Origin of the sequence: Pseudomonas protegens, from assembly GCF_003363755.1 — a bacterium.
In the GTDB taxonomy this organism is placed as follows: Bacteria; Pseudomonadota; Gammaproteobacteria; order Pseudomonadales; family Pseudomonadaceae; genus Aquipseudomonas; species Aquipseudomonas danubii.
Genome location: NZ_CP031396.1, coordinates 1,767,986 through 1,794,625 on the forward strand (window position 1 = coordinate 1,767,986; position 26,640 = coordinate 1,794,625).

24 protein-coding genes and 1 tRNA gene are annotated in these 26,640 nt (G+C 59.8%); 11 read left to right on the forward strand and 14 right to left on the reverse strand.

Annotated features, from left to right (window positions below):
* Positions 1-141 precede the first annotated feature (141 nt).
* On the forward strand, positions 142-912 hold the full coding sequence (locus tag DWF74_RS07590) for a 4'-phosphopantetheinyl transferase family protein (protein WP_115580698.1): 771 nt from the start codon (positions 142-144) through the stop codon (positions 910-912).
* Here DWF74_RS07590 and DWF74_RS07595 read toward each other — a convergent pair.
* Together DWF74_RS07595 and DWF74_RS07600 are read right to left on the reverse strand one after the other, a co-directional pair.
* On the reverse strand, positions 881-2,491 hold the full coding sequence (locus tag DWF74_RS07595; RefSeq protein WP_115580699.1) for an ATP-binding protein: 1,611 nt from the start codon (positions 2,489-2,491) through the stop codon (positions 881-883). The genes DWF74_RS07590 and DWF74_RS07595 overlap by 32 nt on opposite strands.
* Positions 2,488-3,210 carry a response regulator gene (locus tag DWF74_RS07600; protein ID WP_102860713.1) on the reverse strand — a complete coding sequence of 241 codons (723 nt, stop codon included), beginning with the start codon at positions 3,208-3,210 and terminating at the stop codon, positions 2,488-2,490. The genes DWF74_RS07595 and DWF74_RS07600 overlap by 4 nt, the downstream gene beginning before the upstream one ends.
* Positions 3,211-3,967: 757 nt before the next feature.
* Here DWF74_RS07600 and DWF74_RS07605 point away from each other — a divergent pair.
* Positions 3,968-6,862 carry a ribonucleoside-diphosphate reductase subunit alpha gene (locus DWF74_RS07605; RefSeq protein WP_102860712.1) on the forward strand — a complete coding sequence of 965 codons (2,895 nt, stop codon included), beginning with the start codon at positions 3,968-3,970 and terminating at the stop codon, positions 6,860-6,862.
* 339 nt (positions 6,863-7,201) lie between these two features.
* On the opposite strand, the gene flgE is transcribed toward DWF74_RS07605, so the two are convergent.
* From flgE to DWF74_RS07635, 6 genes are all read right to left on the reverse strand, one after another.
* On the reverse strand, positions 7,202-8,545 hold the full coding sequence (flgE, locus tag DWF74_RS07610; protein ID WP_115580700.1) for a flagellar hook protein FlgE: 1,344 nt from the start codon (positions 8,543-8,545) through the stop codon (positions 7,202-7,204).
* Positions 8,546-8,574: 29 nt separating this feature from the next.
* Positions 8,575-9,306: a flagellar hook assembly protein FlgD gene (flgD, locus tag DWF74_RS07615; protein WP_102860710.1), complete on the reverse strand. Its 732-nt coding sequence runs from the start codon at positions 9,304-9,306 to the stop codon at positions 8,575-8,577.
* 15 nt (positions 9,307-9,321) lie between these two features.
* A complete protein-coding gene (flgC, locus tag DWF74_RS07620) occupies positions 9,322-9,765 on the reverse strand; it encodes a flagellar basal body rod protein FlgC (protein WP_102860709.1) in 444 nt (147 codons plus the stop codon).
* 3 nt (positions 9,766-9,768) lie between these two features.
* Entirely contained in the window at positions 9,769-10,176 is a 408-nt protein-coding gene (gene flgB, locus DWF74_RS07625) for a flagellar basal body rod protein FlgB (protein ID WP_102860708.1), read from the reverse strand.
* A gap of 252 nt (positions 10,177-10,428) precedes the next feature.
* Positions 10,429-11,256 (reverse strand): protein-glutamate O-methyltransferase CheR, encoded by an 828-nt coding sequence (cheR, locus tag DWF74_RS07630; RefSeq protein WP_011062744.1) that lies wholly within the window; start codon positions 11,254-11,256, stop codon positions 10,429-10,431.
* 44 nt (positions 11,257-11,300) lie between these two features.
* Positions 11,301-12,233: a chemotaxis protein CheV gene (locus DWF74_RS07635; RefSeq protein ID WP_102860707.1), complete on the reverse strand. Its 933-nt coding sequence runs from the start codon at positions 12,231-12,233 to the stop codon at positions 11,301-11,303.
* A 75-nt stretch (positions 12,234-12,308) separates the two neighbouring features.
* Between DWF74_RS07635 and flgA the strand changes: the two genes are divergently transcribed.
* From flgA to DWF74_RS07655, 4 genes are all read left to right on the forward strand, one after another.
* Positions 12,309-13,070, forward strand: coding sequence for a flagellar basal body P-ring formation chaperone FlgA (gene flgA / locus DWF74_RS07640; protein WP_102860706.1), 762 nt, complete (start codon positions 12,309-12,311; stop codon positions 13,068-13,070).
* Positions 13,071-13,221: 151 nt separating this feature from the next.
* The gene (flgM, locus tag DWF74_RS07645) at positions 13,222-13,539 is read left to right on the forward strand and encodes a flagellar biosynthesis anti-sigma factor FlgM (RefSeq protein WP_102860705.1); all 318 of its coding nucleotides are present in this window, start codon (positions 13,222-13,224) and stop codon (positions 13,537-13,539) included.
* 48 nt (positions 13,540-13,587) lie between these two features.
* Positions 13,588-14,055 carry a flagella synthesis protein FlgN gene (locus tag DWF74_RS07650; protein ID WP_102860704.1) on the forward strand — a complete coding sequence of 156 codons (468 nt, stop codon included), beginning with the start codon at positions 13,588-13,590 and terminating at the stop codon, positions 14,053-14,055.
* A 96-nt stretch (positions 14,056-14,151) separates the two neighbouring features.
* A complete protein-coding gene (locus DWF74_RS07655; protein WP_102860703.1) occupies positions 14,152-14,898 on the forward strand; it encodes a flagellar brake protein in 747 nt (248 codons plus the stop codon).
* Between the two features lie 57 nt (positions 14,899-14,955).
* On the opposite strand, the gene DWF74_RS07660 is transcribed toward DWF74_RS07655, so the two are convergent.
* The 4 genes from DWF74_RS07660 to DWF74_RS07675 all read right to left on the reverse strand — a co-directional run bounded on the left by DWF74_RS07660 (position 14,956) and on the right by DWF74_RS07675 (position 20,267).
* Positions 14,956-16,326 carry an MFS transporter gene (locus DWF74_RS07660; protein ID WP_102860702.1) on the reverse strand — a complete coding sequence of 457 codons (1,371 nt, stop codon included), beginning with the start codon at positions 16,324-16,326 and terminating at the stop codon, positions 14,956-14,958.
* A gap of 73 nt (positions 16,327-16,399) precedes the next feature.
* Positions 16,400-17,641 (reverse strand): glutamine synthetase family protein, encoded by a 1,242-nt coding sequence (locus DWF74_RS07665; RefSeq protein WP_205413503.1) that lies wholly within the window; start codon positions 17,639-17,641, stop codon positions 16,400-16,402.
* 335 nt (positions 17,642-17,976) lie between these two features.
* Positions 17,977-18,666 carry a sensor histidine kinase gene (locus tag DWF74_RS07670; protein WP_102860700.1) on the reverse strand — a complete coding sequence of 230 codons (690 nt, stop codon included), beginning with the start codon at positions 18,664-18,666 and terminating at the stop codon, positions 17,977-17,979.
* A complete protein-coding gene (locus tag DWF74_RS07675) occupies positions 18,663-20,267 on the reverse strand; it encodes a tetratricopeptide repeat-containing response regulator (RefSeq protein ID WP_102860699.1) in 1,605 nt (534 codons plus the stop codon). Before DWF74_RS07675 ends, DWF74_RS07670 begins: the two co-directional genes overlap by 4 nt.
* 527 nt (positions 20,268-20,794) lie before the next feature.
* Here DWF74_RS07675 and DWF74_RS07680 point away from each other — a divergent pair.
* From DWF74_RS07680 to DWF74_RS07690, 3 genes are read left to right on the forward strand one after another with little or no spacing between them, the layout of a single operon-like run.
* A complete protein-coding gene (locus DWF74_RS07680) occupies positions 20,795-23,122 on the forward strand; it encodes a hypothetical protein (RefSeq protein WP_102860698.1) in 2,328 nt (775 codons plus the stop codon).
* A complete protein-coding gene (locus DWF74_RS07685) occupies positions 23,113-24,354 on the forward strand; it encodes a hypothetical protein (RefSeq protein ID WP_115580702.1) in 1,242 nt (413 codons plus the stop codon). The genes DWF74_RS07680 and DWF74_RS07685 overlap by 10 nt, the downstream gene beginning before the upstream one ends.
* A gap of 7 nt (positions 24,355-24,361) precedes the next feature.
* A complete protein-coding gene (locus DWF74_RS07690; protein ID WP_115580703.1) occupies positions 24,362-25,021 on the forward strand; it encodes a DUF1266 domain-containing protein in 660 nt (219 codons plus the stop codon).
* Positions 25,022-25,036: 15 nt separating this feature from the next.
* Here DWF74_RS07690 and DWF74_RS07695 read toward each other — a convergent pair.
* A tRNA-Arg gene (locus tag DWF74_RS07695) sits at positions 25,037-25,113 on the reverse strand.
* A 295-nt stretch (positions 25,114-25,408) separates the two neighbouring features.
* On the opposite strand from DWF74_RS07695, the gene DWF74_RS07700 reads away from it, so the two are divergent.
* Entirely contained in the window at positions 25,409-25,648 is a 240-nt protein-coding gene (locus DWF74_RS07700) for a hypothetical protein (protein ID WP_115580704.1), read from the forward strand.
* A 23-nt stretch (positions 25,649-25,671) separates the two neighbouring features.
* Complete coding sequence (locus DWF74_RS07705) at positions 25,672-25,851, forward strand: PA3371 family protein (protein ID WP_102860694.1); 180 nt, start codon at positions 25,672-25,674, stop codon at positions 25,849-25,851.
* Here DWF74_RS07705 and phnN read toward each other — a convergent pair.
* Positions 25,826-26,407: a phosphonate metabolism protein/1,5-bisphosphokinase (PRPP-forming) PhnN gene (gene phnN, locus DWF74_RS07710; RefSeq protein ID WP_115580705.1), complete on the reverse strand. Its 582-nt coding sequence runs from the start codon at positions 26,405-26,407 to the stop codon at positions 25,826-25,828. The two genes, DWF74_RS07705 and phnN, sit on opposite strands and share 26 nt — an antisense overlap.
* Between the last annotated feature and the right edge of the window lie 233 nt (positions 26,408-26,640).

Sequence of the window (26,640 nt, forward strand, 5' to 3'; positions counted from 1 at the left end):
TCTTAACCTCGCCTGAACCAGATCCATCTAGCTGTCTTGAGGCATTTCAACCTGCACAACGCTCTCGCCCAGCTTTCTGAGTCCCCTCTCTGCACCACACACCGCTACCCTCGAACTCTTCAACCCGGCAAACTAGCGGCCATGAATGCACTCCCCCCTCTCCCCGCTTGCTGTACCTCTCTAGATGCCTCCTGGCCCCTGCCGGAGGCCTTGCCCCATACCCTTTGGCTGAGCACTCGGTTCGATCCCGGGCAATTGGCCGCGGACGATTTCCAGCGCAGCGGCATTGAAGCGCCGCCCAACATCCAGCGCTCGGTGGCCAAGCGCCAAGCCGAATTCCTGGCCGGACGCCTGTGCGCCCGGGCCGCCCTGTGGCAACTGCAGAATGTGGATTGGGTTCCTCCGATCGGCGCCGATCGGGCGCCGATCTGGCCCGAGCATATCTGCGGTTCCATTACCCACGGCACCGGCCGCGCCGCCGCCATCGTCGCCGACAAACAGCACTGGCGAGCCTTGGGAATAGACCTGGAAAAGCTGCTGAGCAATGAACGCGCGGCCAATCTGGCTGAGCAGATCCTCACGCCGGCGGAACTGCAACGCCGGGACCTGTTGCCCCCCGCGTTGCACGCCCTGGCGGTGACCCTGACCTTCTCGATCAAGGAAAGCCTGTACAAGACCCTGTATCCATTGGTGCACAAAAACTTCTACTTCGAACACGCCGAAGTACTGAAGTGGTCTCTCGAGGGCCAGGTCCGAGTGCGCCTACTGACGGACCTGAGCGATGAATGGCACCACGGCAGTGAGCTACAGGGGCAGTTCGTGGTCGAGGACAACCAGTTGCTCAGTCTGATCGCCATCAAGGCCGCCCCGCCGACAATCCTCAGCGGGGCTCCTGCTGCCGGGGCCAGCTGAGGCTGAAGCAGGCGCCCCCGAGGCTCTTGCTCTGGCTGATCAGGGCCCGACCGTCGTGCCAGTGGATGATTCGCCGCACGATCGACAGCCCCAGCCCATGACCGCCGGAAGCCCGGGTACGACTGTCATCCAGGCGCAGAAAAGGCGTGAAGATCTTTTCCCAGGCACTTTCCGGCACGCCGGGACCGTCATCCTCCACATCCACCCGACAGCGCAACTGGCCCACCTGATAACTGACAGTGACCTGGGATTCCGCATGGCGCATGGCATTGCTCACCAGATTCTGCAGCGCCCGGTGCAGATAGCGCGGCTCGGCCTCAACCCAGGCCCCGTCGCACTCGGCGTCGGACAGGCACAGCCCACGCTGGACCTTGAGGTTGGCCCGCAAGGGTGCCAGTTCGCTGATCACTTGGTTAATCAGGGCATCCAGGTCGATACGCTGGAAGTTCAAGGCCGGCGAGCCCTGTTCCAGGCGGGCATAGGTGAGCATCTCGTCCACCAGACGATCCAGGTCCTGAATATCGTGATCCATGCCATCCAGGTACTTCTGTCGCGCCTGATCGGTATTTGCCGAAGCAATCATCTCCAGACCAAAACGCAACCGAGCCACTGGTGTACGCAACTCATGAGAGACCGCCCGCACCAGTTCGCGCTGGATCGCCAACAAGCGTTGCAAATGCTCGGCCATGCCGTTGAATGCAGCCGCCAGGCGCCCCACCGAATCCACACCACGAGCCGGCACGCGGGTTTCCAGGCTGCCCTTGGCAATTTTCGTGGCCGCCGATTCCAGGCCGCTGAGACGTCGCTCCAGTTGGCGTACCAATAAATAGACGATCAGGCCGATCAAGCTCAGGCCGAGCACGGCAATCAGCACCAGCCATTGCGGCGGATAAGGGTTCATCTGATACAGAGGGCCGATTTCCAGCACCCAGGGCGTACCCACCAACCCCGCAAATACCCGGATCGAATCACCGCCCTTGCCCAGGGCCATCACCGTATCGCCCTCGGCCACCCGTCGGCGCTGGTCCTCATCCATATCGGCGGCATCCAGGGTGGACAGGTGCATATCGAAACCAAACCCCTTGGCCTTCTTCAATGCCGCCAGGCGCTCAGGCTGCTCCGCCACCGGATACCGTACCAACTCGTCCGCCAACAGATAGATGGTTGCCCGGGCCAGTTGCTCGCTGATCTGTTGCACTTCGGCACTGAGCAGCAACTGCTCCTTCTCGTTGACCAGGCGATAGACCCGGGCGGCAAAGGGCCCGATCTGCTCCACCAGCGCCTGTCCGCGCAGCACCCGGCCACGCTGGCTGCTGTCCAGGTCGGTCTGGTTGAAGGTCTTCAGGCTCAGGGGAATCCCCAACAGCCGCTCCCACACGGCCAAGGCGCGGCGACGCTCGATCTCGCTCATGGGCTTGAGGTTATCCGCCATCAGCGAGAAGGTGCCGTGGGCCAGTCGTTCGCGGTACTGCTCGCTGCGCACCTCGTTGAGCAGGTGCAGAGCCAGCACCCCCAGCAGCGCCACCAGGATCAGCGCGGCGCACATACCGCCATAGATCCGCAGGAAGATGGAGTTCACGAGGGCAATTCGGCGGCGGCTTCAGGAACGAACAGATAGCCCTTGCTGCGAATGGTCTTGATCAGCCGCGGGTGCTCCGGGTCGTCGCCGATCTTGGGCCGGATGCGCGAGATGCGCACATCGATGGAACGGTCCTGGCCGTCATAACCTATGCCGCGCAGAGCGGTGAAGATCTCCTCACGGGACAGTATCCGCCCCGCATTCACCACCAGCAGCCACAACAGATCGAACTCGGCACTGGTCAGCTCGATGCCGACATCGCTCAGCCATGCCTCACGCAGGGCGTTGTCCACCACCAGAGGACCGAATTGCAGGCGCCGGGTTTTCTCCTGGGCAGGCTCCGCTGCTTCGCTACGCCGCAGCAAGGCCTGGATCCGCGCCAGCAACAACCGTGGGCGTACCGGCTTGCAGACGTAGTCATCGGCCCCCAGGTCCAGGCCCATGACCTGATCCATGTCATCGGTGCGGGCGGTGAGCATGAGGATTGGCCCGTCATAGCGACCCCGGACTTTGCGACAGATACTCAGGCCGTCTTCACCGGGCAGCATCAGGTCGAGAATCACCAGGTCTGGCTGCTCGGCAATGATCCTGGCAGCAGCCCGGGCGCCGTTGCCCTCGATGGCCACCAGCAGGCCGTTGCTTTCGAGATATTCACGGGTCAACTCAGCCAGACGCTGGTCATCCTCGACAATCAGTACCTGCCAGGCTTCTTGCTCCACGCTCGACCTCTTTTTTATTGCCAGCATTCACTGGAAAGAAAGCACCCGTCTTTTTGTCATGAAAAAGACGGATAACCGGCCATGGAAAACGTCGCCAGCAACTCATGGACCGCGACGGATTGTAGCAACCGGGATCGGCCCCCACACAAGCGACTAAAACGACTCGGTCAGGGGGATTTTTTGTGATAGGGTTCGCGCCCGCAAAAATCCGCCCAAGGCAATTTCAGGCGGTAAAAAACAGTGACAAACGGTTCCATGCACTAGGACTGCGGCCTGCGCGAGTTTTACCCAGTCCATACACAATTTACGCACAACCTTATCCACAGGCAGCACGTTGCAATCAGCCCCCAAAACGCATTATCTTGTAGCCCGCCGGCCAAAAACACCTATATCTAGGGTTTTACGCAAAAAACCAAACACACTTCAGACAAGAAACTCAAGCCCTTTTCTTGCCCCGTTTGGTGGAACCAATCGCTGTTTCAGAAGACCAAGACCGCGCGTGCGGATGGCATCGTTTTCCACCCTGTCCAGGAGAAAGCGGTACGGGTGTTGCAGCAACAAGACTGTCACCCACCAGGAATAAGGTGCCGAGCCCAGGCTCGACACCATGACTTCGGCATGGAAGCGGCGCCAATAGCCCCCTTCCTGAACTGTCCCGAAGTCGTTATGCCCGGCCTCTGCCGGCTGTAGTGCTTCAGGACGGAACGGTGGGCACCTCATTGGTGCCCAAACAAACATAGAGAACGTGGAGACACCCATGCAAACCGACACAACTCGCGAGAACCCGCAGGCCAATGCGCCGCAGGCCGCCGATTCCAACCTGGATCTGTCTGCTACCGCCCCTGGCCAATTGCGCGTGATCAAGCGAAACGGCACTGTCGTTGCTTACACCGATGACAAGATCACCGTCGCTATCACCAAAGCGTTCCTCGCAGTTGAAGGCGGCACTGCCGCTGCCTCGTCGCGAATCCACGACACCGTGGCGCGCCTGACCGAACAGGTCACCGCGACCTTCAAGCGTCGCATGCCTTCGGGCGGCACCATCCACATCGAAGAGATCCAGGACCAGGTCGAACTGGCCCTGATGCGCGCCGGCGAGCAGAAAGTTGCCCGTGACTACGTGATCTACCGTGACTCCCGCGCCAAGGAACGTGCCACTCGCTCCAGCGGCGAAGAGACGGTACAAGCCCACCCTTCGATCCGCATCACCCGCGCCGATGGCAGCTTCGCTCCCCTGGACATGGGCCGCCTGAACACCATCGTCAGCGAAGCCTGCGAAGGCCTGGAAGAAGTCGATGGCGACCTGATCCAGCGCGAAACCCTGAAGAACCTCTACGACGGCGTGGCCCTGAAAGACGTCAACACCGCCCTGGTGATGACCGCCCGCACCCTGGTCGAGCGCGAGCCGAACTACTCGTTCGTCACCGCCCGCCTGCTGATGGACACCCTGCGCGCCGAAGGCCTGGGTTTCCTCGAGGTCGCCGAGAGCGCCACCCATCACGAAATGGCCGACCTGTACGCCAAGGCACTGCCGGCCTACGTCGCCAAGGGTATCGAGTTCGAATTGCTGAACCCGGTGCTGGCTGAGTTCGACCTGGAGAAACTCGGCAAGGCGATCAACCACGAGCGCGACCAGCAGTTCACCTACCTGGGCCTGCAAACCCTGTACGACCGTTACTTCATCCACAAGGATGGCGTGCGTTTCGAACTGCCGCAGATCTTCTTCATGCGCGTGGCCATGGGCCTGGCAATCGAAGAGAAGCAACGCGAAGACCGTGCCATCGAGTTCTACAACCTGCTGTCGTCCTTCGACTACATGGCCTCGACCCCGACCCTGTTCAACGCCGGTACCCTGCGTCCACAGCTGTCGAGCTGCTACCTGACCACTGTCCCGGACGATCTGTCGGGCATCTACGGCGCCATCCACGACAACGCCATGCTGTCGAAATTCGCCGGCGGCCTGGGCAACGACTGGACTCCGGTACGTGCGCTGGGTTCCTACATCAAGGGCACCAACGGCAAGTCCCAGGGCGTCGTCCCCTTCCTGAAAGTGGTCAACGACACCGCAGTAGCAGTCAACCAGGGCGGCAAGCGCAAGGGCGCTGTCTGCGCCTACCTGGAAACCTGGCACATGGACATCGAAGAGTTCATCGAGCTGCGCAAGAACACCGGTGATGATCGTCGTCGTACCCACGACATGAACACCGCCAACTGGATCCCGGACCTGTTCATGAAGCGTGTCTTCGATGACGGCAAGTGGACCCTGTTCTCGCCATCCGAAGTACCGGACCTGCACGACCTGACCGGCAAGGCCTTCGAAGAGCGCTACGAGTACTACGAAGCCCTGACCGAGTACCCAGGCAAGATCAAGCTGTTCAAGACCATCCAGGCCAAAGACCTGTGGCGCAAGATGCTCTCCATGCTGTTTGAAACCGGCCACCCATGGCTGACTTTCAAAGACCCGTGCAACCTGCGCAGCCCGCAGCAGCACGTGGGCGTGGTCCACAGTTCGAACCTGTGCACCGAGATCACCTTGAACACCAACAAGGACGAGATCGCCGTCTGCAACCTGGGCTCGATCAACCTGCCGAACCACATCGTCAACGGCAAGCTGGACACCGCCAAGCTGGAACGCACCGTGAACACCGCCGTGCGCATGCTCGATAACGTGATCGACATCAACTACTACTCGGTGCCGCAAGCGAAGAACTCCAACTTCAAGCACCGTCCAGTGGGCCTGGGCATCATGGGCTTCCAGGACGCTTTGTACCTGCAGCACATCGCCTACGGTTCCGACGCTGCGGTCGAGTTCGCCGACAAGTCCATGGAAGCGGTCAGCTACTACGCGATCCAGGCTTCCTGCGACCTGGCCGACGAGCGCGGCGCCTATGAGACGTTCCAGGGCTCGCTGTGGTCCAAAGGCATCCTGCCACTGGACTCGCAACAGATCCTGATCGAGGCTCGCGGCCAGAAGTACATCGATGTGGACCTCAACGAAACCCTGGACTGGGCACCGGTTCGTGCCCGCGTGCAGAAAGGCATTCGTAACTCCAACATCATGGCCATCGCACCGACCGCGACCATCGCCAACATCACCGGCGTGTCGCAGTCGATCGAACCGACCTACCAGAACCTCTACGTGAAATCGAACCTGTCGGGCGAATTCACCGTGATCAACCCGTACCTGGTTCGCGACCTCAAGGCTCGCGGTCTGTGGGACTCGGTGATGATCAACGACCTGAAGTACTACGACGGTTCGGTGCAACAGATCGAGCGCATCCCGCAAGAACTCAAAGAGCTCTACGCGACCGCCTTCGAAGTGGAAACCAAGTGGATCGTCGACGCTGCCAGCCGTCGCCAGAAGTGGATCGACCAGGCTCAGTCGCTGAACCTGTACATCGCCGGCGCCTCGGGCAAGAAGCTGGACGTGACCTACCGCATGGCCTGGTACCGTGGCCTGAAAACCACTTACTACCTCCGCGCCCTGGCCGCCACCAGCACCGAGAAGTCGACCATCAACACCGGCAAGCTGAACGCTGTCTCCAGCGGCGGCAACCACGGTGACGACTCGGTCCTGGCAGCGCCTGCCGGCCCTGCTCCAGTGCCGAAGGCTTGCGCCATCGACGAGCCGGATTGCGAAGCTTGCCAATAAGCTGAGCTGACAGGCGCCCATGGCGCCTGTGCCAACCCCCGATAGGCCTGCGGCTTATCGGGGGTTTTCTTTTGCCCGCAACAAAGCTGTAGAAGCCGGCTTAGCGATGAACAAGCCTCCCCATCCAAGCGCTGCGCAAGCCTCAAGGACGACTTCACTGGCAAGCCAGCCCCGACAACAAGCCAGCCACCTGCGATACAAGCTGGCACGCATGCAAAGCCCCCCCCACCAGCGCACGCCTACGAACCCACCACCAATAAAGGAACTGGGTGGCAGCAAACAGGCATGAAAAAGCCCCTCATCGAGGGGCTTTTTGTGTAGCGCTCAAGCGAACCGGTATCAGGTCATCTGGATGATGGTCTGCATGATGGTGCTCTGAGTGGAGATGGTCTTGGCGTTCGCCTGATAGTTGCTCTGCGCCTTGATCAGGTTCACCAGCTCGTTGGTCAGGTTGACGTTGGACTCTTCCAGGGAGTTGGATTGGATCGCTCCCAGGGTGCCGGTCTTCGGTGCGTCATAACCTGGAATACCGGACGAGTAGGTCTCTTTCCACTGAGTGCCGCCTACCGGCTGCAGACCTTGCTCGTTGGTGAAGCTGGCCAGGGAAATCTGACCGATCGCCTTGGTCTGCTCGTTGCTGAAGTTGGCCAGCATCACACCGGTGCCATCGATGGTCAGGCTGCTGATCTGGCCAGTGGAATAGCCGTTCTGCGCGATGATCGAGCGGGTGCTTTCGCCGAACACCGAACCGGTTTTGGTCATGTCGATGCTGACACCGTTCGCCGCAGGCTTGGCACCGTTAGGGGCGAATACGCCATTGGTGACGGTACCCGGAGTCCAGGCGGTAGCCGACATGACAATTTTGTTGCCGGCTATGGTGTACGGCGTAGTCCCTGGCGCAGCTGGCGGGGTAATGGTGCTGAGCTTGCCCGACGAGTCGAACTTCATGGTGATCGGCGACTGGTTGGCCATGCTGAATGCAGTACCGTCCGGGTTGCGACCATCAATCAGCGTGTAGGTTTGCCACTCATTAGGGTTCGGCGTCTTGATCATGTACTGATCCATGACATGCTTGTTGCCCTGAGAGTCATACACCGGGGTACTGAACGACTTGGTGTAGGTGGTGTTGTCGGCCGGATTGAACACATAGGCCGGAGCGGTCGAGGCCACATCGATCGGAGTCGAATCGGAGTTCAGGTTGATCGTCGAGGAGATCGAGTCGGTTGGCTTGGGCGCCAGGTTCGAGGTATCGATCCGCAGGTCGGTCAGTACACCGTTGATGATCTTGCCGTTGGCATCTACGGCATAACCTTGCAGGCGCGCAGTGCCATCACTGTTGGTGATGAAGCCTTCCTTGTCGGTCTTGAAGGTACCGGCACGGGTGTAGGTCAGCGAGCCATTGGTGCTGAGCACGAAGAAGCCCTGCCCCTGAATGCCCATGTCCAGCACGTTGCCGGTGTTGTTGATATCACCGTTAGTGAACTGCTGAGAAACGTTGGACAGGCGTACGCCGTTACCAATCACTTGAGTACCGCTGCCCAGCTTGGTGGCCGAGTAAACGTCGGAGAATTCAGCGCGGGAAGACTTGAAACCAGTGGTCGCGACGTTGGCGATGTTGTTACCGGTGACGTCCAGCTGTTTGTTGGCAGCGTAGAGACCGCTAAGGCCGATATTGAAAGACATATTCCACTCCTTGTGCCGGTTAGTCGGCTCTAGATACCAATGGTTTGTACTTTGGACAGGGCAATCGGGCTGCTCATCCCTGCCAGGTTCAGCATCAACTCTCCGCCGGTCTGGCTGATGGTGACGCTGTTGACCGTCGCCGGCAGGTAGGTGATCAGGTCAGTGCCCTTGCCATCAATGGTGGTGCTGGCCTTGAAGGTGTAGTTACCCGGGGCCGCCTTGGTGCCATCGGTCATGGTGCCATCCCAGACAAAACTGGCGTTGCCGGCCTTCTGGCTGCCCATGTCGATGGTCTTGACGGTGTTGCCATCCTTGTCGGTGATGGTCACCTTGACCGAGCTGACGCTGGACGGAACGGTCACCGAACCGGTCATGCTCTTGCTGGTGTCAACCTGTGTGGTGCCGGACTGGACGATCACCGAGCGACCGACCAGGGACGAAGCCTGCAGAGCCTGAGACGACTTGTAATTGCCAGTGATGGAGTTCACCGAGGTATTAAGGGTCGTGATCCCTTCCAGGGTGGAGAACTGCGCCAACTGGGCAACGAACGCACTGTTGTCCTGTGGATCCAGCGGGTTCTGGTTGTTCAGCTGGGTCACCAGCAACTTGAGGAACGCGTCCTTGCCCAGGGCCTGCTTGCCGGTGGCGCTGTTCGTCGCTGCCGCCAGGCCATCGGCGCTGGTGGTGTTCGCGGTCTTCTTCGACGAGTTGGCCAGTACATCCTTGAGGGACGGACCGCTGGTGGTATCAGTAACGCTCATTGGCTTCGCCCCTTATCACTGACCCAGGGTCAGGACCTTCTGCATCATGGTTTTGGCGGTATTCATCATTTCAGCGTTGGTCTGGAACGAGCGACTGGCGGAAATCATGTCGGCCATTTCTTCCACCACGTTGACATTGGGGTAGAAGACGTAGCCCTTGGCATCTGCAGCCGGATGATTCGGTTCGTAGCGAGCTTCCAGATTGCTCTGGTCTTCCACCACGCCCAGCACCTGAACGCCTTGGCCAGCAGCATCCTGGTTCTGGAACAGCGAATCGCTGCCACCGCTCTGGGCGCCCTGGAACATGGTGGCAAACACCGGATGACGAGCGCGGTAAGTCTGGTCGATGCTCGACGACACGCTCTCGGCGTTGGCGATGTTACTGGCGACGGTGTTCAGACGAGTGGTCTGAGCGCTCATGCCACTACCGGCAATATTGAAAACACTGGCAAGGGACATGGATTACTCTCCGCGCAGGGCTGCAACCAGCCCTTTGAATTTGCTGTTGAGCAGCGTGAAGCTGGCTTGGAAGTCAACCGAGTTCTGTGCGTAGCTCGATTGCTCCAACTGGGCATCCACGGTGTTCTGGTCGATCGAGGGTTGCATCGGCGTGCGATACAGCAGCGATTCGGCGCCACTGCTCAGGCCCTGGGCTTCGATATGCCGGGTGTTGGTCATGTTCAACGCGAAGGTGCCGCTCTTGACCTTTTCGTTCTGCTCGGCGAGCACAGCGGAGAAATCCAGATCCCGAGCCTTGTAGTTCGGGGTGTCGGCGTTGGCGATGTTGTTGGCCAGCACTTCGGCACGCTTGGCGCGAAAGCCAAGCGCTTGTTCGTGAATACCGAGCGCTTTATCGAAGCTGATGCTCATGTCGGAAACCTTTGGGTGACCTGATTTTTCGTAACCTTGACTTAGCAAGCTACGTGCCAAGTCAAAGACCCCCATAAATCAAGGGTTCTACGGCAGCGGCAAGGCGGCAATGCCAGAAAAGCGGCAATGGATTTCCGCGAAACGCCGGCAAAGCGGCAATCGACCTGCCGCTTTTAGCCCGGCCACCCGATAAAATGGCACCCACAAAAAAGGAGGCCCTGAGGCCTCCTTTTCTATTGCTGCAACCGCCCATCATTTCGCCTGGTAGATGATTCCAGGGCTGCATTGCACCATCTGATAATGATCCGGCAGACCATTGAGCGCTTCGGAAGCGCCCAGGAACAGGTAACCACCAGGCTTCAGCGTGCTGTGAATGCGCATCAGGATGTCCTTCTTGACCTCAGCCGAGAAGTAGATCAGCACATTGCGACAGAACACGATGTCGAACTTGCCAAGGCTGGCGTAACTGTCCAGCAGGTTGAACGAGCGAAACTCCACCCGGCTCTTGATCGGCGCCTTGACCACCCAGCGCCCCGGCCCTTTAGGGTCGAAGTAGCGCTGCAGGCGCTCGGCCGACAAACCACGGCCGATGGCCAAGCTGTCGTATTCGCCGGTCTTGCAGTTATTGAGCATGGTCCCGGACAGATCGGTAGCAACAATCTGCACCCCCATCTTCAACTGGCCCATGTTGCTGCGCTCGAACTCATCGATGGACATCGACAAGGAATAGGGCTCCTGCCCCGACGAGCATGCCGCCGACCAGATCCGCAAGCGCTGATTGGGGCTGGCCTTGATGGCTTCGGGAAGCACCTTGTTCTTCAATACTTCGAAGGGATAGGTGTCACGAAACCACAAGGTTTCGTTGGTCGTCATCGCATCCACCACCATCTCGCGCAATCCGCTGCGCGGCTGGGTCTGAATCCGCTGAACCAGCTCACCCAAGGTTTTGATGCCTTGCTGTTCCATCAGTTTGTTGAGACGGCTCGAGACAAGATATTGCTTGTTTTCCCCGAGCAAAATACCACAGGCTTTTTCCAGGAAGACCCGGAACTGTTCAAAATCCAAATTACCCGTAGACAATGCTGCCGCCTCTTAAATCTTATGTTCGCCGGGGGCTGATGCCCTCAGCTGTGGTCTGCTGCTTTGATCCGGTCTACTACCCGGGATGCCAGGTCGTCAGGACGGAACTTGGCAAGGAAGTCATCGGCACCGACCTTCTTCACCATCGCCTGATTGAACACCCCTGACAACGAAGTATGCAGGATGATATGCAGCTTTTGCATGCGTGGATCGCTACGTATCTCGGCCGTGAGGGTGTAACCGTCCATTTCGGGCATCTCGATGTCGGAAATCATCATGAGGAATTCCTCTTCCGGCTTCTTGCCCTCATCCACCAGCTTGCGCAGGTAGTCCAGCGCCTGCCGGCCATCGTTCAGCGCCACCACCTCGACACCCACAGTCTGCAGGCAGCGAGTCACCTGCTTGCGCGCCACTGACGAGTCGTCAACGGTCAACACCCGCAAGGAAACCGCCTTGTGCTGAGTCTCGACGTCAACCACGCCCACCGAAATAGACTCGGAGGTGGGGGCGACTTCCGCCAGAACCTTTTCAACGTCGATGATCTCGACCAACTGGTTGTCCACCCGAGTCACCGCCGTCAGGTAGTGATCGCGCCCCGTGCCCTTGGGCGGCGGATGGATCTCTTCCCAGTTCATATTGACGATACGCTCCACCGAGCGCACCAAAAACCCCTGAGTCTTGGTGTTGTACTCAGTGATAATGACGAACGGATTGCTCTGATCCTGCAACCCCCCCGAACCTGTGGCCATTGCCAGATCCAGGATCGGAATGGTCGCCCCTCGAATATTCGCGACACCGCACACCACAGGGTTGGATTTGGGCATCAGGGTCAACTTGGGGCATTGCAGCACCTCGCGAACCTTGAATACGTTGATCCCGTAGAGTTGCTCACCGTCCAGACGGAACAGCAGCAACTCCAGACGATTCTGCCCAACCAATTGCGTGCGCTGGTTTACCGAATCCATTACACCAGCCATGCCCAGACTCCCCAAAGCTTTAAGATCCGACGCACGCTCATCACTAAACGGCACGGCGCTTGCTTTTTAACTGTTATGAACGCCAAAACGACATTTTTCCGACGCCTGACATCCCCCTACCGCGCATTGCTTTGCGGGATGTCGGCGCTATGTATCCTAAACCCTGGCGGCCCTGCCGTTGCTGATTCGGTCACCCTGCCTGATCTACTTATCGGCGTCACTCAAGGGTTTCTTGAATTCACGGTAGAAGACTATCTGGCTACCAGTCAAACGGAAGGACGCTACGAAATCCAAGTCAACCAGCTGGATCCGCGCATGCGCATGCCTGCTTGCGACAAGGAATTGACAGCGAGCCTGGAAAGTCCGGCACAGCCACTGGGGCGGGTAACGGTCAAGGTCCGCTGCGAGGGAGGCTCACCCTGGACGGTGTTCGTGCCAGCCCAGGTCAAACTGTTTCGCGAAGTGGTCACCACTTCGCGCCCACTCAAACGCGCCGGGATCATCGAGCCAGGAGACGTGGTATTGCGCGAGAGAGATATCAGCCTGAACAATCAGGGCTACCTGACTTCCGTGGACCAGGCCATTGGTCAGAAACTTGTCCGACCAATGGTCGCCGACCAGCTTATTACTCTGGGTCACCTGGAACAGGCTGAAGTAGTACGCAAGGGCGATCAGGTAGTGATTTCGGCACGTAGCGGCACCTTGAACGTGCGCATGCCGGGGGAAGCACTGTCCAACGGCGGCATGAGCGAGCAGATCAGGGTCAAGAACCTGAACTCGCAACGCGTGATCAAGGCTCGCGTCACCGCGCCGGGGCAGGTGGAAGTGGCCATGTAGATAACTGGCGCTCGACTCGCTCGTTCCCTAAACTGTGGCCGATAAAGGGTCGCAGATACCTGCGCTGGCTCGTCGACAATCGAGCCTAAAGTTTTTCAGGGTATGGCCGAAAACATGGCAAGCGTCCAAATACCCAGAGGTTTTCTTCATCATGGTCATCGACTTCAGCCGTTTAAACAGCTCCCCCTCACTGACAGGCAGTACGCGTACCAGCGCCAGCAAGGAAACCGGTGATGCCGGCAAATCCGCTCCGCTGACGACTGCAGCCGAGACCAGCAAAAGCGGGGAATCGGTACACCTCAGCAATGAGGCTCAACAGTTGCAGAAAATCACCGACAAGCTGCGCGATCAGCCTGCTGTCGACAAGGCCCGCGTGGCCGAGTTGAAGCAAGCCATTGCCGATGGCAGCTATAAGGTCGACAGCAACCGTGTAGCCAGCAAACTGCTCAACTTCGAAGCCCAGCGCTAGCCACAGGCTTGCGCCAGGCTTTTGGACGCTTAATCCCCAAGGCCAGCCATGCACGACATCAATCTACTGCAACTGATCAATGACGACCTTGCTCCAGCTCAACAACTGCTGGAGCTGCTCAGAGCCGAATCCATTGCCCTGCATGGCCGCGACATGCCGCTGCTGGAGGATATCCTGGCGCAGAAGCAGGCCCTGGTCATATTGCTGGAACAGCATGGCCGTAAGCGCACAGAGATCCTTGCCAGCCTGAACCTGCCGAGCAATCGTGCAGGCCTCGAACAACTGGCCAGTCACTCCAGCCTGGGCGATCAACTGCTCGAGCAGGGCAACCTGCTGACCCAATTGCTCGCCGACTGCCAGGCCACCAACGAACTCAACGGCCGCTCGATCCAGATTCAACAGGCCACCACCGCCAACCAGTTGAAAATCCTCAACGGCGGCGAACCCCCAGCTCTTTATGACGCCCGCGGCTCTACCTCTATGCTTGCGAAGCCCCGCCCACTCAGTCAGGCTTAAGCCCCAAAAATGAGCGCGTGCTATCAAGCCGTGAAACATACTGGCAAAATGCCAGACCCTGCGTGTAGTTGTATTTTGTCTGGAGATTGATGAACCGTGTTCAACGCCTCAAACGCGGAAGATGCTCCGCAGCCACCTAAGGTGTTCACCACTGCGTTGGAAATTTCCTCCAACCTGCGGCTGCTGCAAGAGAGCCACGACCCGCTGATCATCACTTTCCATGAGCGCAGCCAGCGCTTCCAGAGCTATCTGGTGGAAGTGGACCGCGATAGCAACATGATTGCCCTCGATGAAATGATCCCCCGCGACGGTGAGCGATTCATGCTGGCGGGCGAGCCATTTCGTGTTGAAGGCTTTCATGAAGGCGTGCGCATCGCCTGGGAAAGCAACGGCCTGCCGACCCTCGACGAGTCCAATGGCGGTCGCTGCTACCGGGCCACCCTGCCGGACGAAGTGGTTTACCACCAGCGCCGCAACGCCTTCCGCGCCGCACTCAAGCTGGCGCAACTGGTCGACATCGAACTCAGCGGCGAAAAACTCAAGTCCCCTCTGACCGGCAAGCTGCTGGATATTTCCGCTACCGGCTGCAAGTTGCGCTTCGACGGCGATATCTCTTCGCGCCTGCAACTGGGCCAGGTGTACGAGCGCTTTATTGCCGCCCTGCCCTTCGGCAGCATGACCGCCCCGGTCGAACTGCGTTACCTGCATCACGAGGAACGTATCGACACCACCTTTGCCGGCGTGCGTTTCCACAACATGAGCGGCCTGGTGCAGCGTCAGGTAGAGCGCTTCGTCTATCAGTTGCAGCGTGAAGCGCGGCGCTTCGACAAAGACGATCTCTGAGCCCCACGCACCAATGAAAACGGGCAGTGCCTTGCGGCAACTGCCCGTTTCTCGTTTCTAGGGCCGAGCCCCGCTTAAATGATCCCGAGCGCATTCATCGGGCGACGCCTCATCCGACGCTTGCGGCGTCTCAGGCTCCGCTGCAGGCGCGGCGTCCGGCGCGGGCGCGGTCTGCATCTGATCCTGCACCACCTGCTCATCCACTCGTGGATCGAGGGCCGCCACCAGAGGTGAGCTGGACATGCTGTCCGGCATGGCGACGTGATGCAGCGGCGCATCATCCACCTGATGCAGATTGGTCACCGCCTTCGGCCGAATCCTCCACACCAGGACCAGAGCAAAGAAACTGAAGAAGGCATACAGCATCTGACTGCCGAACAACTTCATCAGCACCCCAGCCGCCAACGGACCGATGCTCGCCCCCACGCCATAGGTCACCAGCAGCATCGCCGTCAGCGACACCCGACGATCACTTTCCACGTGGTCATTGGAGAAAGCCACCGCCAACGGATAGAGACAGAACTGCACCAGGGAACAAAGGAACCCGAGGACAAACAGCATCTCCAGAGGGACCGACGGCAGGATCGCCAGAGGCAGGGCCACCACCGCCAGGAACAGCGCAAAACAGCGAATCAGCAACGCCCGATCATAGCGATCGGACAACCAGCCCAATGGCCACTGCACCACCAGACCGGCAAAAATGCAGCTCCCCATGAACAGACCGACCTGCTCGGTACTCAAGCCCTGCTGCGACGCATAGAGCGGCGCAAGGCCATAGAAGGAACCCACGATCAACCCCGATCCCAGCACGGTACTCAGGGACTGGGGAACTCGCTTGATAAAGAAGCGCGGCTCCATCGGCGCCGGATGCAGAGGCGCCGGGTGAATACGCCGGGTCATGGCCACCGGCACCAGGCACAGGGCAAAGCACAGGGCCACCAGCATCAACAGTTCCAACCCCAGGGCCGGGTGCATGACCAGAATCAACTGACCCAGAACCAGGCCCAGGTAAGAGGCAATCATGTAGCCGCTGAACACCAGCCCGCGCTGATTGGCGTCGGCCTGCTCGTTGAGCCAGCTTTCGATGACCATGTACTGGCACATCATCCCCAGGCCGACGATCATCCGCAGCACCAGCCAGGCCGGCAGCCAGTCCACCAATCCGTGCCCGAGCACCGCCGCCCCGACGATCCCGGCACAGGTAGCGTAGGCGCGGATATGCCCGACCCGGGCAATCAACCGGTGCCCCAGCTTGCCCCCCAATACCAGGCCGAAATAGTTGGCCGCCATCAAGGCCCCCACCCACAGGCCATCGACATGGTCGGCGGCCAGGCGAAGAGCCAGATAAGTGCTGAGCAGACCCGAGCCGATCAACATCATCAGCGAGGCGAAATAAAGCGCTCGAAAGGATTTCCAGATTTGGCGCATCGGCGTTCCGAGCGGCTCCTTGAATGAGGTGTCGGACCCTTGGCAAATCAGGGCCCGACCAGCGACGGTTCGGTTATGCCTGGGCCGCTAGCACACGCCGCTCCCAGGGAGTGATTTCATCAAAGAAGCTGGTCAACTCCATGGTCTTCGAAGCGATGTAGCCTTCGATGAACTCAGTGCCGAACAGTTCCCTTGCCAACTGACTACGCTTCAGACGCTCCAGCGCCGCATGCAAGGTACAAGGCAGCGACAGATTGTCCGGAACCTCGAACTCGCCCTGGATCGCCGCCGTGGGTTCCAGCTCATTCTCGATCCCGTGCAAGCCCGCTGCCAGGCTCGCGGCAATCGCCAGGTACGGATTGGCGTCCGCGCCCGGCAGGCGATTCTCTACCCGTCGCGCCACCGGCGAACTGGCCGGAATACGTAGCCCCGCAGCCCGATTGTCATGGGACCAGCAGGCATTGTTCGGCGAAGCGTAAGGATGGCACAAGCGCTGATAGGAGTTCACGTTGGGCGCGAACAATGCGGTGAAGTCCGCCAGCCCGGCCTGCAGCCCGCCGATGAAATGGCGGAACATCGCCGTCGGCTGCCCGGCATCGTCGCTGAAGACATTTCGCCCGCTGCCGATCTCCACCAGGCTCTGGTGAATATGCATCGAACTGCCCGGTGTATGCGCCAGAGGTTTGGCCATGCAAACCACGATCAGCCCGTGCTTGAGGGCCACTTCCTTGAGCAGGTGCTTGAACAGGAAGGTCTGGTCTGCCAGCAACAGCGGATCGCCGTGCAGCAGGTTGATCTCGAACTGGCTGACACCCATTTCATGCATGAAGGTGTCGCGAGGCAGACCCAGGGCCGCCATGCACTCGTAGACTTCCTTGAAGAACGGCCGCAGGCCGTTGTTGGAGCTGACACTGAATGCCGAGTAGCCCTCCTCCCGTCGACCGTCCAGGCCTACCGGTGGCCGAAAAGCCTGTGCCGGATCGTCATTGGCAGCGAACACGAAAAACTCCAGTTCCGTAGCCACCACCGGCTCCAGCCCCAGGGCCGCATAGCGTGCGATCACCTGCTTGAGTTGGCCGCGTGTGGAGAGTCGCGAACTTTCGCCACTGAGCTCATCCGCGTCACAAATGGCCAGCGCCCGTGGCGTCTGGCTCCAGGGCAGACGATGAATCTGCCGAGGGTCGGCATTGAGCGCCAGGTCGCCGTCGTCGCTGCCGTAAAACCGTGCCGGCGGATACCCGCCCATGATGCATTGCAGCAGCACCCCGCGAGCCATCTGCAAACGCCGCCCTTCGAGGAAGCCCTCGGCTGTCATCACCTTGCCCCGCGGCACGCCATTGAGATCCGCAGTGACGCATTCAATCTCATCAATGCCCGTCAATCGCTCGGCGAGTGAACTGTGGCCATCGGTTGTCATGACTCAATCCTTGTTGTTATACGAGCCGCGAACGGCGACCCGTACAAAATACGCATCACCCGTTCAGGATTTCAAGCAGGCAAGAATAAAATCCCGGGAAGGCGCGAACTCCCGGTGAGCAACCCACACGTCACGGCCAGCACCGACTCTGAAAAAGAAGAAGGGAACAGCCCCTGCCAGGGCCCGGCCAGCCTGATAACACCTGGCCGCAGCCGAGCACGCCGATCAGACACTCAAGGCAAGTACAGCTTGAACAGCCCGCCGCCTAATGGGCCGCCGTTGCTGATGCGGGTGTGTCCGCATACGCCATTGCGCTGATGCAACTCGGCAATGCGCCCGGCGAAATACAGCCCCAGCCCGGTGCTGCCGCTGCTCTGATTGATGCCCTGCACATAATCGGCCTGACGCTCGATCATCGCTGGCGGGTAGCCGTCGCCGTCATCGTTGATGGACAGCACTACCTGCCCCTCTTCATCACTGACCGTGATCAACAGCGCATGGCGGGCATAACGCAGCGCATTGTTGATGCAATTGGCCAACACCGAAGCAATCAGCTCTCGATCGAAGAAGCCCAGGGGACTCAAGGGATCGACCTCATAGGTGGCAGAGATTCCACGACTCTTGAACACATCCTGATGGCTCACCAGTTGCGCTTCGATGAAATCATCCAACTCGTGGTAAGCCGGTTGCAGCGGCAACTGGTTGACCCCCAGCTTGTACAGCCCCAAGAGCTGCACCAGCATGCCGTTGAGGTGAGCGAAGTGGTAATCGATCACCCCCTGTTCCGGCGCCAGTTGCGTCTCGGGCTGACGGGCCTGCCACTGGGCATGGGCCTGCATCAGCATGGCCAGGGAATTTTTCATGTCATGGACGGTGGAGGCAATCACCGTGGAGAAATCGAGCGCCTGTTGCTCTTCGTTCATTCGCCAAACGCCTTGCTTCGCAGCTTCTGGTAGCGCGCATAACGCGCATCGGTATCGGGCATCATGCCCACCATTTTCAGGCACGCCTGGCATTCTTCCAGGAGCGCCGCGTCTGTCTTGGGGTCTGTGCCGTGCAACAGCGACTGCGCCATGTTCAGGGCAATACTGATGTTCTTCGGCTGCATGGCCAAAGCCTTGCGGAACAGCTCCCGAGCCTCGCTCAGATTGCCCGCCTTGTAGCTGCGCACCCCCTGGCGGTTGATGTCGGCCGCCGCATTGGACGAACTGAGAATAGTCGGATCATCGGTGAGCTTGGCGATGTTCTGCATGACCTTCGGATCGTCGCCGTAGATTTCCGCACAGTTTTTCAACATCGACGCACCGGCACTGGCCTGCCCCAACATCTGCAGCTGCTTGGCCACCAGCAATGCCGCTTCGGGACTCATGAACTGCTCCATGCCGTCCAGGCGCATCAACGCCTGCTCGGTGAGCTTCTCTGCGGTTTCCGCATCATTGAGCAGCAGGCTGGTGGCCTTCATCAAGCGCGCACGAATCTGCAGTCCGGGGTCGGTGGGGTTTTCCTTGGCCACGGCACTCAGGGTCTGGTTGATCTCCAGGCGGGTGCGGGTGTCCAGGCCCTTTTCACTGCCCTTGCTGATCAAGGCATGGGCCAGGCCAAGATTGCTTTCCGGGTCCTTGAAGCGCGACTGCGCGCCCTGAGATACAGCCTGCCGATAAGCCCTGGAAGCGCTGTCGAAGTCTTCGTTGGCCATGGCCAGCTTGCCCAGCAGCGCCTGACGACGCACCGCCAGCGGTGACAGGCGCACTGCCTCTTCCAGCACATGCTGGGCACGCTTGGTGTCGCCTTCAGCCACCAGCACATCCGCCAGTCCGTCGTAAAGCCCGGGCATCATCGGGAAAGCCTTGAGGGCCTTTTCATAGACGGCCTTGGCTTCGCCGACCTGCCCGCGCTTGAACAGCAGGCGCCCCAGGCCGACGTAGGCCCAGGGCAAAGGCCGGTCCGCGAGAATACTGTTATACAGGCGCTCCAAAGGCTCGTTCTGATGCATGTCGCGCAGGGCATCTGCCCGATAGCGCAGGCACAACGGCGCGTAACGCGGGTCCTGCTTGCACAGGGCGATGCAGGCGTTGAGCACCTCCACCGGCTTGCCCCGATCAAGGGCTTGAAGAATAGGCTTGAGCAGGGTCTTGCGCTGCTGCAGCCGCTCCAGGCGCTGGGCCAGACCGGAACGGTTGAAGGGCTTGGTCAGATAGGCATCGGGCTCGTGCTCCAGGGCACTGAGTACCATGGCCTGACTGCTCTCGGCAGTGACCATGAGGAACACGCTCTCATGACTGATGAGCTTTTCCAGCATCAGGTCTTCCAGCACCTGCTGGCCGTTTTTCTTGCCGTCGCCCAGATGATAGTCCTGGAGGATGAAGTCATAGCGCTTCTGCGCGCACATGCGCAGGGCCTGTTCGCCAGTGTCGGCGGTGTCCACGTCCTTAACGCCCAGCTCACGCAACATCGAACGCACCGAACTACGGAAGTCCGAGAAATCATCGACGATCAAAAAGCTCTTTTGGTGGTACGCCAGCATCGAAGATTCCAGGCAAGTAAGAAGATCAATCCAGGGACAGCAGGACCCGCCCGGCTTCGCAGCCTGTTTTTGGCGCGCAGATAATAGCTGCTGGCCACGGGCTATCAAGCACTTTCACGTCGACCTGTGATGCAGATCGCCACTTGGGAACACAATTGTCCACTGAAGTTATCGGCCGGATTCGCCATTCCCTTATAGAGGCCAGACAGCATTTGCCGCCTGATGAAAAAAGTCCTGGCCCTTCGCTGAAAAACACTTAGGCGGCGTGCTCAAACCTTGGATTCTGAAACATCACCTGATAGCGTGCAGCGCCTCAAAGCGTCGATCGTTTTTGCTCCGCAATGCTGGTCCTGCATGCAGGATCGGCCAGCCGGCAAAGGTTCCATCAGTCGCAAGTCCCACAGGCTTGCAATCCGGGTGTCGAAGGATCGGCATGACGCCCGACGGCGGTATCATCGACGAGCAAATGCCGGTCTGCCAGGCAGTGCATCAAGGGATGCGCAGGTCATTATCAAATGGAGTTAACGATGGCGCATGACAGCAGTGCGATAACCGGGATTGAACTGGAACAGTTCATGGACCGCCTTGAGGCGCAACAGCAGGACCAGGAAACCGATACCCTGCTGGCCCAGTTGCAAGCACAGCCGCTGCGGGCCGACTCCCTGGCCTCGATCGACCGCCTGCACACGCTATGGATGCAGGCCGGTGATTCAGCCGCGGCTCGCGCCGTTATCGCAGAGGATGGCAATGCCCTGCTGCAAGCCGTGCATGAGCCTGCACGCGCTGAATTGACAATGAACCTGGCCATCCTGCGTTTGCGCATCGCCAGTTATCTGGACGACGACGCAACCTTGCTTGAGGTGCTCGAACAGCTCAACCAGATGGCCGCGCAAACCCTGGACTTCAATGTCGAGCACTATCGTCGCTACCGAATCTTCGACGAGCTGGAACAGGGTCGCCTCGAAGTTGCGCTGAAAACCATCGAAGTGCGCTACGCCCTGACCTTGAGCAATCCTGCCCGTGCGGCGCTGCGTGCCTGGGACGCCGCCGACCAGTATCAACGCCGCGCCCGCGTCCTGGCCTTCCACGACCGCGACGAAGAAGCCCGGAGCGCCGCGCTGGAAGCCGTCAACGCCTTACGCACGGCCGGCCCCGACCAGGACATCGATGAAGGCGACTGGCTGTGGCTGGGCAACTCCCTGATCGAGATCATCCCGTTACGCCTGGCGCTGTTCGAACAACCCATCGCCCAGCTGACTGCTGGCCGCTCGCTGCCCCAGCGCCGCGAATGGGAAGTGCGCACCGCGCGCCTGGCCGCCCGCGCCCTGCACGCCCAGGGTGATCTGGCCGGAGCGTTGAAGGTCTGCAATGCCGCAGCCCTGAGCCTGGATTCTGACGGCGGCAACAATTTCATCGAGTACGAACTGCCTTGGCTGATGGAAGCCGGGCGTATCGACGAAGCGGGGTTTCGAGCCTTCATCGACGTTTATGACAGGCAAACCGAGCTCTGGCCGGCCACCGCCCGCCTGGTTCTCGACCGCCTGCAAGATCCCCAAGAGCACAGTGCCTGGTGGCCGATCTGCGTGATGCGCGCCTGTATTACCGAAGAAGCACTGCAGAGTTTTCTCGAAGCGCTGCCGAACATCGAAACCACCGAGCCCGATACCACCCCACTCCTGGCCGCCCTGTACCAGGCCATGGAAGATCTGGAGACACGCGACTCCCTGTTTGCCCAAGCCCGCGCCGAAGCCCTGCGGCGTGCCCCCGAGCAGCCCTGGATCACCCGCCTGACCGCGGTGCATGACGCAGAGCGCGGCCTGATCGACGCGGCCACCGAAGCCAGCCTGCTGCAGAACGCCATCCAGGCAGGTCGCATGCAGGACAATCGCAGTGCGTTCTCGCTGTTTGCCGCTCGGGTCAACAGTCTGGGAGTGATCGAAGCACTGAAAGCACCGAGGCCGGTGCTGTCCTGCGGCAAATACGCCTACAACTACGCACTGAGCATCGAAGATCTGGCAGAGACCGAAGCCGACAAGTTGCCCAGAGACGCCCGAGACCAAGCTTATTCGTTGCTGCGCGAAGCGCAGAAAGATGCCTACGAGCAGGGCCAGGCCCACATGGAGCGCTACTTCGCCAGCGGCAGCGGACATCCCTACGATGCCTGCGCGCACCTGTACTCCATGCTCTGCAACAACCTGGCGATCAACTATCGCTACTACAACCAGATCCGCTACGAAGACGCCATCGAGTTGCACGCGCGCGGCATCGCCGCCAGCCCGTTCGCCGAGCACTACAACGGCCTGCTCAGTGCGCGTATCTGCCTGGAAGATCTGCCTGGCATCATTGATGCCGCAGAACAGCTTTGGCATTACTCGGCGGAGTTCGGCTATAGCCGCCACGACCCGAATGAGTACGTCGCCTCGGTGGCGTACGCCTTGTACAAGCTCGATCGCGACAATGAAATCCTCATCTGGCTTGAACGCTTGCTCAAGTGGCAGGAAGAGCAAGGCGTCAGCGATCAGCAATTGGACAGCTCCGCGCTGTTCGCCCGGATTCAGGTCGCGCGCTACCTGGCCCATGCCCATCCCGACAACGCCGACAGCCTCTGGCAACGTTACGAGCCAGCAGTGCTGTCCTTGAACGAAGTCTCGGTCATGTCAAGCTCGGTGGACTTCCTCAAGGCCCGCGGCCGCACCGCCGAAGCCATTGACTACTGCGCACGAACCCTGGCCCTGTGCGCCCCGGACGATGACTACGACATCAGGTGCCGCGCCCGGATCGAAGAAATCCTGAGCGAGTTGCAAGCCCCGACTCAACCGGCCGCCAAGAAAAACTGGTGGCAGATATGGAAGTAAGCGCCGACAAGCGCAGCCCCAGCTACGCCCCGCGCAACCTGCTGAATGCCGATGAACTCAAACGCGGCATCACTCAGCGCAGCCAGGGGCGCGGAGACGAAGACGCGGTACAGGGTTGGTTGCTGAATCATTTCTATCGGCACCTGGTGGGCAACTTCGAACCCGCACGGCGCATCCAGACCCTGGAGGACGCCTGTGCAGTGCTGGGTACCGATACGCCGCCAGCCTGGGTGAGCGGGTACTTCGACAGCGCTGCCAAGGCACAGCCCGAAGACGCCGCAAAGGCCGTGGCGACGCTGGTATGGGTCGACCCGCAGGAGCCATTGCTGTTGCAGCAGGAAGCGCAACTGGTGGAGTTCCTGACCTCGCGCAAAGGCACGGCACTGGAGGGCAAGCTGGAACGCATCACTTGCCCGCAGGCCCTGGCGCTATGGGAAAAAGAGCACGCGCAGATGGCCGCCCGGGTCGATCAGGGCTGGCGCCAGAGCTCTCCCGACGCCCTCAATGTGACGGTCTCCTGCGCCGAACACACCTGGGTCGAACTGCGTCCGGAAAGCCCGTTGCTACGGGCTGAAATGGCCTTCGAAAGCTATGTGATGCGTCACTGTCTGGGGCAATTCGCCAACCGCCGGGCCCTGACCGGCGGCTACGGTGAACGCTATGCCGAAGCCGTAGAGCAACAGGGCATGCGCGTGTTCAGTCTGCGTGATGCCCAGGGCCAGCCCCACATCACCGTCAGCCTGATCATCCAGGACGACGGCGCACTGACCGTAGAGCAAGTCAAAGGCAAGCAGAACCGCCCGCCCATCGAGCGCTACTTCCAGGACCTGCTGCGCCTCCTCAACAGCCTGGGCACCGACCTGCAGACGCCAGCCGACTGCATTGCCATCGGCATCGTCCGCACCGATGCCGGCTGGTTGCGTATCGAGGAAGTCAGCGATGCGCAAGCCCAGACCCGCCTGATGGCTCGCTACCCGCAACTGTTCTACCGACTGGACGCACCGTCGGCCATGGTCGAATGGCTGGTGGCGGCCCGTCAGTCCGACTTGCTGCTAGAGGTTGCCCCCCAGGCGCCATCGGTCAAGTACGCCACCCGCCATATCTTCAAGAAAAGCCCCCGGCCACAATGCCACCCCGACGCCCCGCTGTATCGGACCGAAGGCGTGCCCTGGACGGACATGTCTGCGCCCCTGGCCGAGGAAATCGTGGCCTGGCAGGCCAGGAACCGGTGAAACGCACATGATGACGATAATTGCCGTAGCCTTCGGCGCCTGGCTGGTATGGCGCTACTTTCGCCGCCAGTCGCCCACCTCTCTGGTGGTGTTCACGCCGCGCAAACGCTGGGCACTGAGCCTGGCCCAGCCCATGGTGGATGCCACCGGAATGACCGGCTTCTTCGATCCCGAGACCACTCATTTCATGGATCAAGCGAAAGCCTCCCTCAGGGCCCCGCTGCTGCACCAGATCGGCTTTCGCAGCAACGCCACGGACGACGAAGTCCGCGAGCACTTGGACAGCACCCTGGAACGCCAGTGGTTCCGAGTTGACCTGCACAGCCTGAACGCCAGCGACGACCCGCGAGCAGCAATGGCCTTCGCCTGCGTACGCAGCGCCTTCTTTGTCCGTTGCGCAATGTTGATGGGCTGGATCGACACCGAGAGCGGATGGCGGATCATGCTCCTCAATGCCCAACGCGCTCAGGATTGCTTCAGCGACTGGGAGGACTTCGGCAGAGCCTTCATGCTCGGGCGCAGCCAATGGATCGCGGCGTTCAGGGCCGACTCTCTGGGTGAGGTGTTCAATGAAACAAGCCTGAGCCGACTGCTGATGCCCGGTAGCGGCATCTGGGCTGGGGTTGCCTGGCAGGGGCTGCCGGCGTTGTTGCCTGTAGCGGATTGAGACCGCGAAGGGGGATGGTGTCCCAGGGCAGGTTCGAACTGCCAACCTTCCCCTTAGGAGGGGGATGCTCTATCCAATTGAGCTACTGAGACAAAACGGCAAGCGCCTGATATTTCATGGCGCGTGGGACGGCGTGCATGTTAACGGCCAAGGCCGCATTTGTCATGTTATCCATAGGGCTTTTTGCACGAGCCGCCAGGAGCGCTCCGCTCGCTCATGGCCTCGTCGTGCACATTGCATCACTGCAAAAAGCCATCATTGCAAAATGCAATTCAACAATCCCTAGAACCCATCTCAAGTTATTGTTTTTAAAGAGTTTATCTGCAGTTAAACTCTTGGCACGCAGGCTGCTTTATCAGTGGGTAAAACACTGCGGAGATGACGCCCATGAACAGTGCCCTGTTTCTCTTGAATGCGATCGCCATTGCCGTACTGATGACCTTTCACTTTCAACCTGTAGACAACGCTGACCCTACCGGACTGTCTACCGCTCGTTACAACCAGCACCCGGTACCGCAACTGGCAGTCATGAACACCCAGGTCGAGCCTCGCAGAGTGGCTCGGGTCAACCAGGAAAAGACCCCGCAGCAACTTGCCGCCACGCCAACCGAACGCTGGATTTTTTAAGACCAAGACTTCAGGAGTCTCCAATGTCCACCGCAGCCAAAAGCCTGCTTATTCTGACGTTAATCAGCGCTATCGCCGCCTTGCTACTGCCTGAAGCCCCCTTGGGCAAAGCTGCTCTGATCATCTGCGGCTCAATGTTCAGCCTATTCCTTTTGGCGCTGTTGGCCGGACGCAAGATCAAGTTCGACCCGATATTGCGCTGATCCCGTGCTCGCTCAGTATGGCCAGCAGATGTTCCAGGGTTGTCGTCAACTCACAGGAATTGTCTAGGCGCACAACCTGCTCGTCATCCAGCCAGGCAGAAGAGGCAAACTGTTCGTTGCGCTGTAGGCGACGCTCTATCTCCGGCAGGTTTTCCCTGCCTCTACGCAGCAGGCGACGGCGCAATACCTCGGTATCAACCATCAGAACTATCGGAAGTAAATCAGGATAACGTTCCCGTGCTTGTGGCAAATGGCCTCTAGAGCCGTTGATCAACACGTTCCGCCCCTGCGCCAACCAAGTATCGATTTGCACGGGAATGCCATAACCCAGACCATTAGCTCGCCAAAACAAGGCAAAATCGCCCCGGGCCACCCGCCGCTCGAACTCCTCGACAGTGACCTCTTGCGCCTCCTCACCCACAGACTCCGCCGAGCGCGTGATCACCCTTCTTACAACCTCACATCCCAAGACACTTAAAGGCTGCCTGGCCGTATCAATCAGGCTATCCTTGCCGGCCCCTGAAGGCCCCATCAAATAAATCAGTCTACCCGGCATGGGCTGCCGCTCCGGACAGCACAACTAGTAAATCGGCCATTTGCCACTATCCTCTAACAGGTAGGGATTACGCTTTCATCCGCATAGCATGCACCTTCACAAGTGCACTGACACTCCCGTCGGATGGGAGAATGCGGCCAACAACGCGGGCCCGGTGATCTTTTCAAACCAGTCCGCATTTCTGATAATTGGTGCTGGCATAACGCCTTTATCCAGTTCAATATTTGTCACAG

Bases quoted from the DNA above. Each gene is read 5' to 3' on its own strand.
- DWF74_RS07650 (WP_102860704.1), top strand. From the start codon at position 13,588: ATGCACGACATCAATCTACTGCAACTGATCAATGACGACCTTGCTCCA.
- DWF74_RS07660 (WP_102860702.1), bottom strand. From the start codon at position 16,326: ATGCGCCAAATCTGGAAATCCTTTCGAGCGCTTTATTTCGCCTCGCTG.
- flgM (WP_102860705.1), top strand. From the start codon at position 13,222: ATGGTCATCGACTTCAGCCGTTTAAACAGCTCCCCCTCACTGACAGGC.
- DWF74_RS07675 (WP_102860699.1), bottom strand. From the start codon at position 20,267: ATGCTGGCGTACCACCAAAAGAGCTTTTTGATCGTCGATGATTTCTCG.
- DWF74_RS07590 (WP_115580698.1), top strand. From the start codon at position 142: ATGAATGCACTCCCCCCTCTCCCCGCTTGCTGTACCTCTCTAGATGCC.
- flgA (WP_102860706.1), top strand. From the start codon at position 12,309: ATGAACGCCAAAACGACATTTTTCCGACGCCTGACATCCCCCTACCGC.
- DWF74_RS07685 (WP_115580702.1), top strand. From the start codon at position 23,113: ATGGAAGTAAGCGCCGACAAGCGCAGCCCCAGCTACGCCCCGCGCAAC.
- flgD (WP_102860710.1), bottom strand. From the start codon at position 9,306: ATGAGCGTTACTGATACCACCAGCGGTCCGTCCCTCAAGGATGTACTG.
- DWF74_RS07705 (WP_102860694.1), top strand. From the start codon at position 25,672: ATGTCCACCGCAGCCAAAAGCCTGCTTATTCTGACGTTAATCAGCGCT.
- DWF74_RS07690 (WP_115580703.1), top strand. From the start codon at position 24,362: ATGATGACGATAATTGCCGTAGCCTTCGGCGCCTGGCTGGTATGGCGC.
- DWF74_RS07700 (WP_115580704.1), top strand. From the start codon at position 25,409: ATGAACAGTGCCCTGTTTCTCTTGAATGCGATCGCCATTGCCGTACTG.
- flgB (WP_102860708.1), bottom strand. From the start codon at position 10,176: ATGAGCATCAGCTTCGATAAAGCGCTCGGTATTCACGAACAAGCGCTT.
- flgE (WP_115580700.1), bottom strand. From the start codon at position 8,545: ATGTCTTTCAATATCGGCCTTAGCGGTCTCTACGCTGCCAACAAACAG.
- DWF74_RS07605 (WP_102860712.1), top strand. From the start codon at position 3,968: ATGCAAACCGACACAACTCGCGAGAACCCGCAGGCCAATGCGCCGCAG.
- DWF74_RS07635 (WP_102860707.1), bottom strand. From the start codon at position 12,233: ATGGCTGGTGTAATGGATTCGGTAAACCAGCGCACGCAATTGGTTGGG.
- flgC (WP_102860709.1), bottom strand. From the start codon at position 9,765: ATGTCCCTTGCCAGTGTTTTCAATATTGCCGGTAGTGGCATGAGCGCT.
- DWF74_RS07680 (WP_102860698.1), top strand. From the start codon at position 20,795: ATGGCGCATGACAGCAGTGCGATAACCGGGATTGAACTGGAACAGTTC.
- DWF74_RS07670 (WP_102860700.1), bottom strand. From the start codon at position 18,666: ATGAACGAAGAGCAACAGGCGCTCGATTTCTCCACGGTGATTGCCTCC.
- phnN (WP_115580705.1), bottom strand. From the start codon at position 26,407: ATGCCGGGTAGACTGATTTATTTGATGGGGCCTTCAGGGGCCGGCAAG.
- DWF74_RS07665 (WP_205413503.1), bottom strand. From the start codon at position 17,641: ATGACAGCCGAGGGCTTCCTCGAAGGGCGGCGTTTGCAGATGGCTCGC.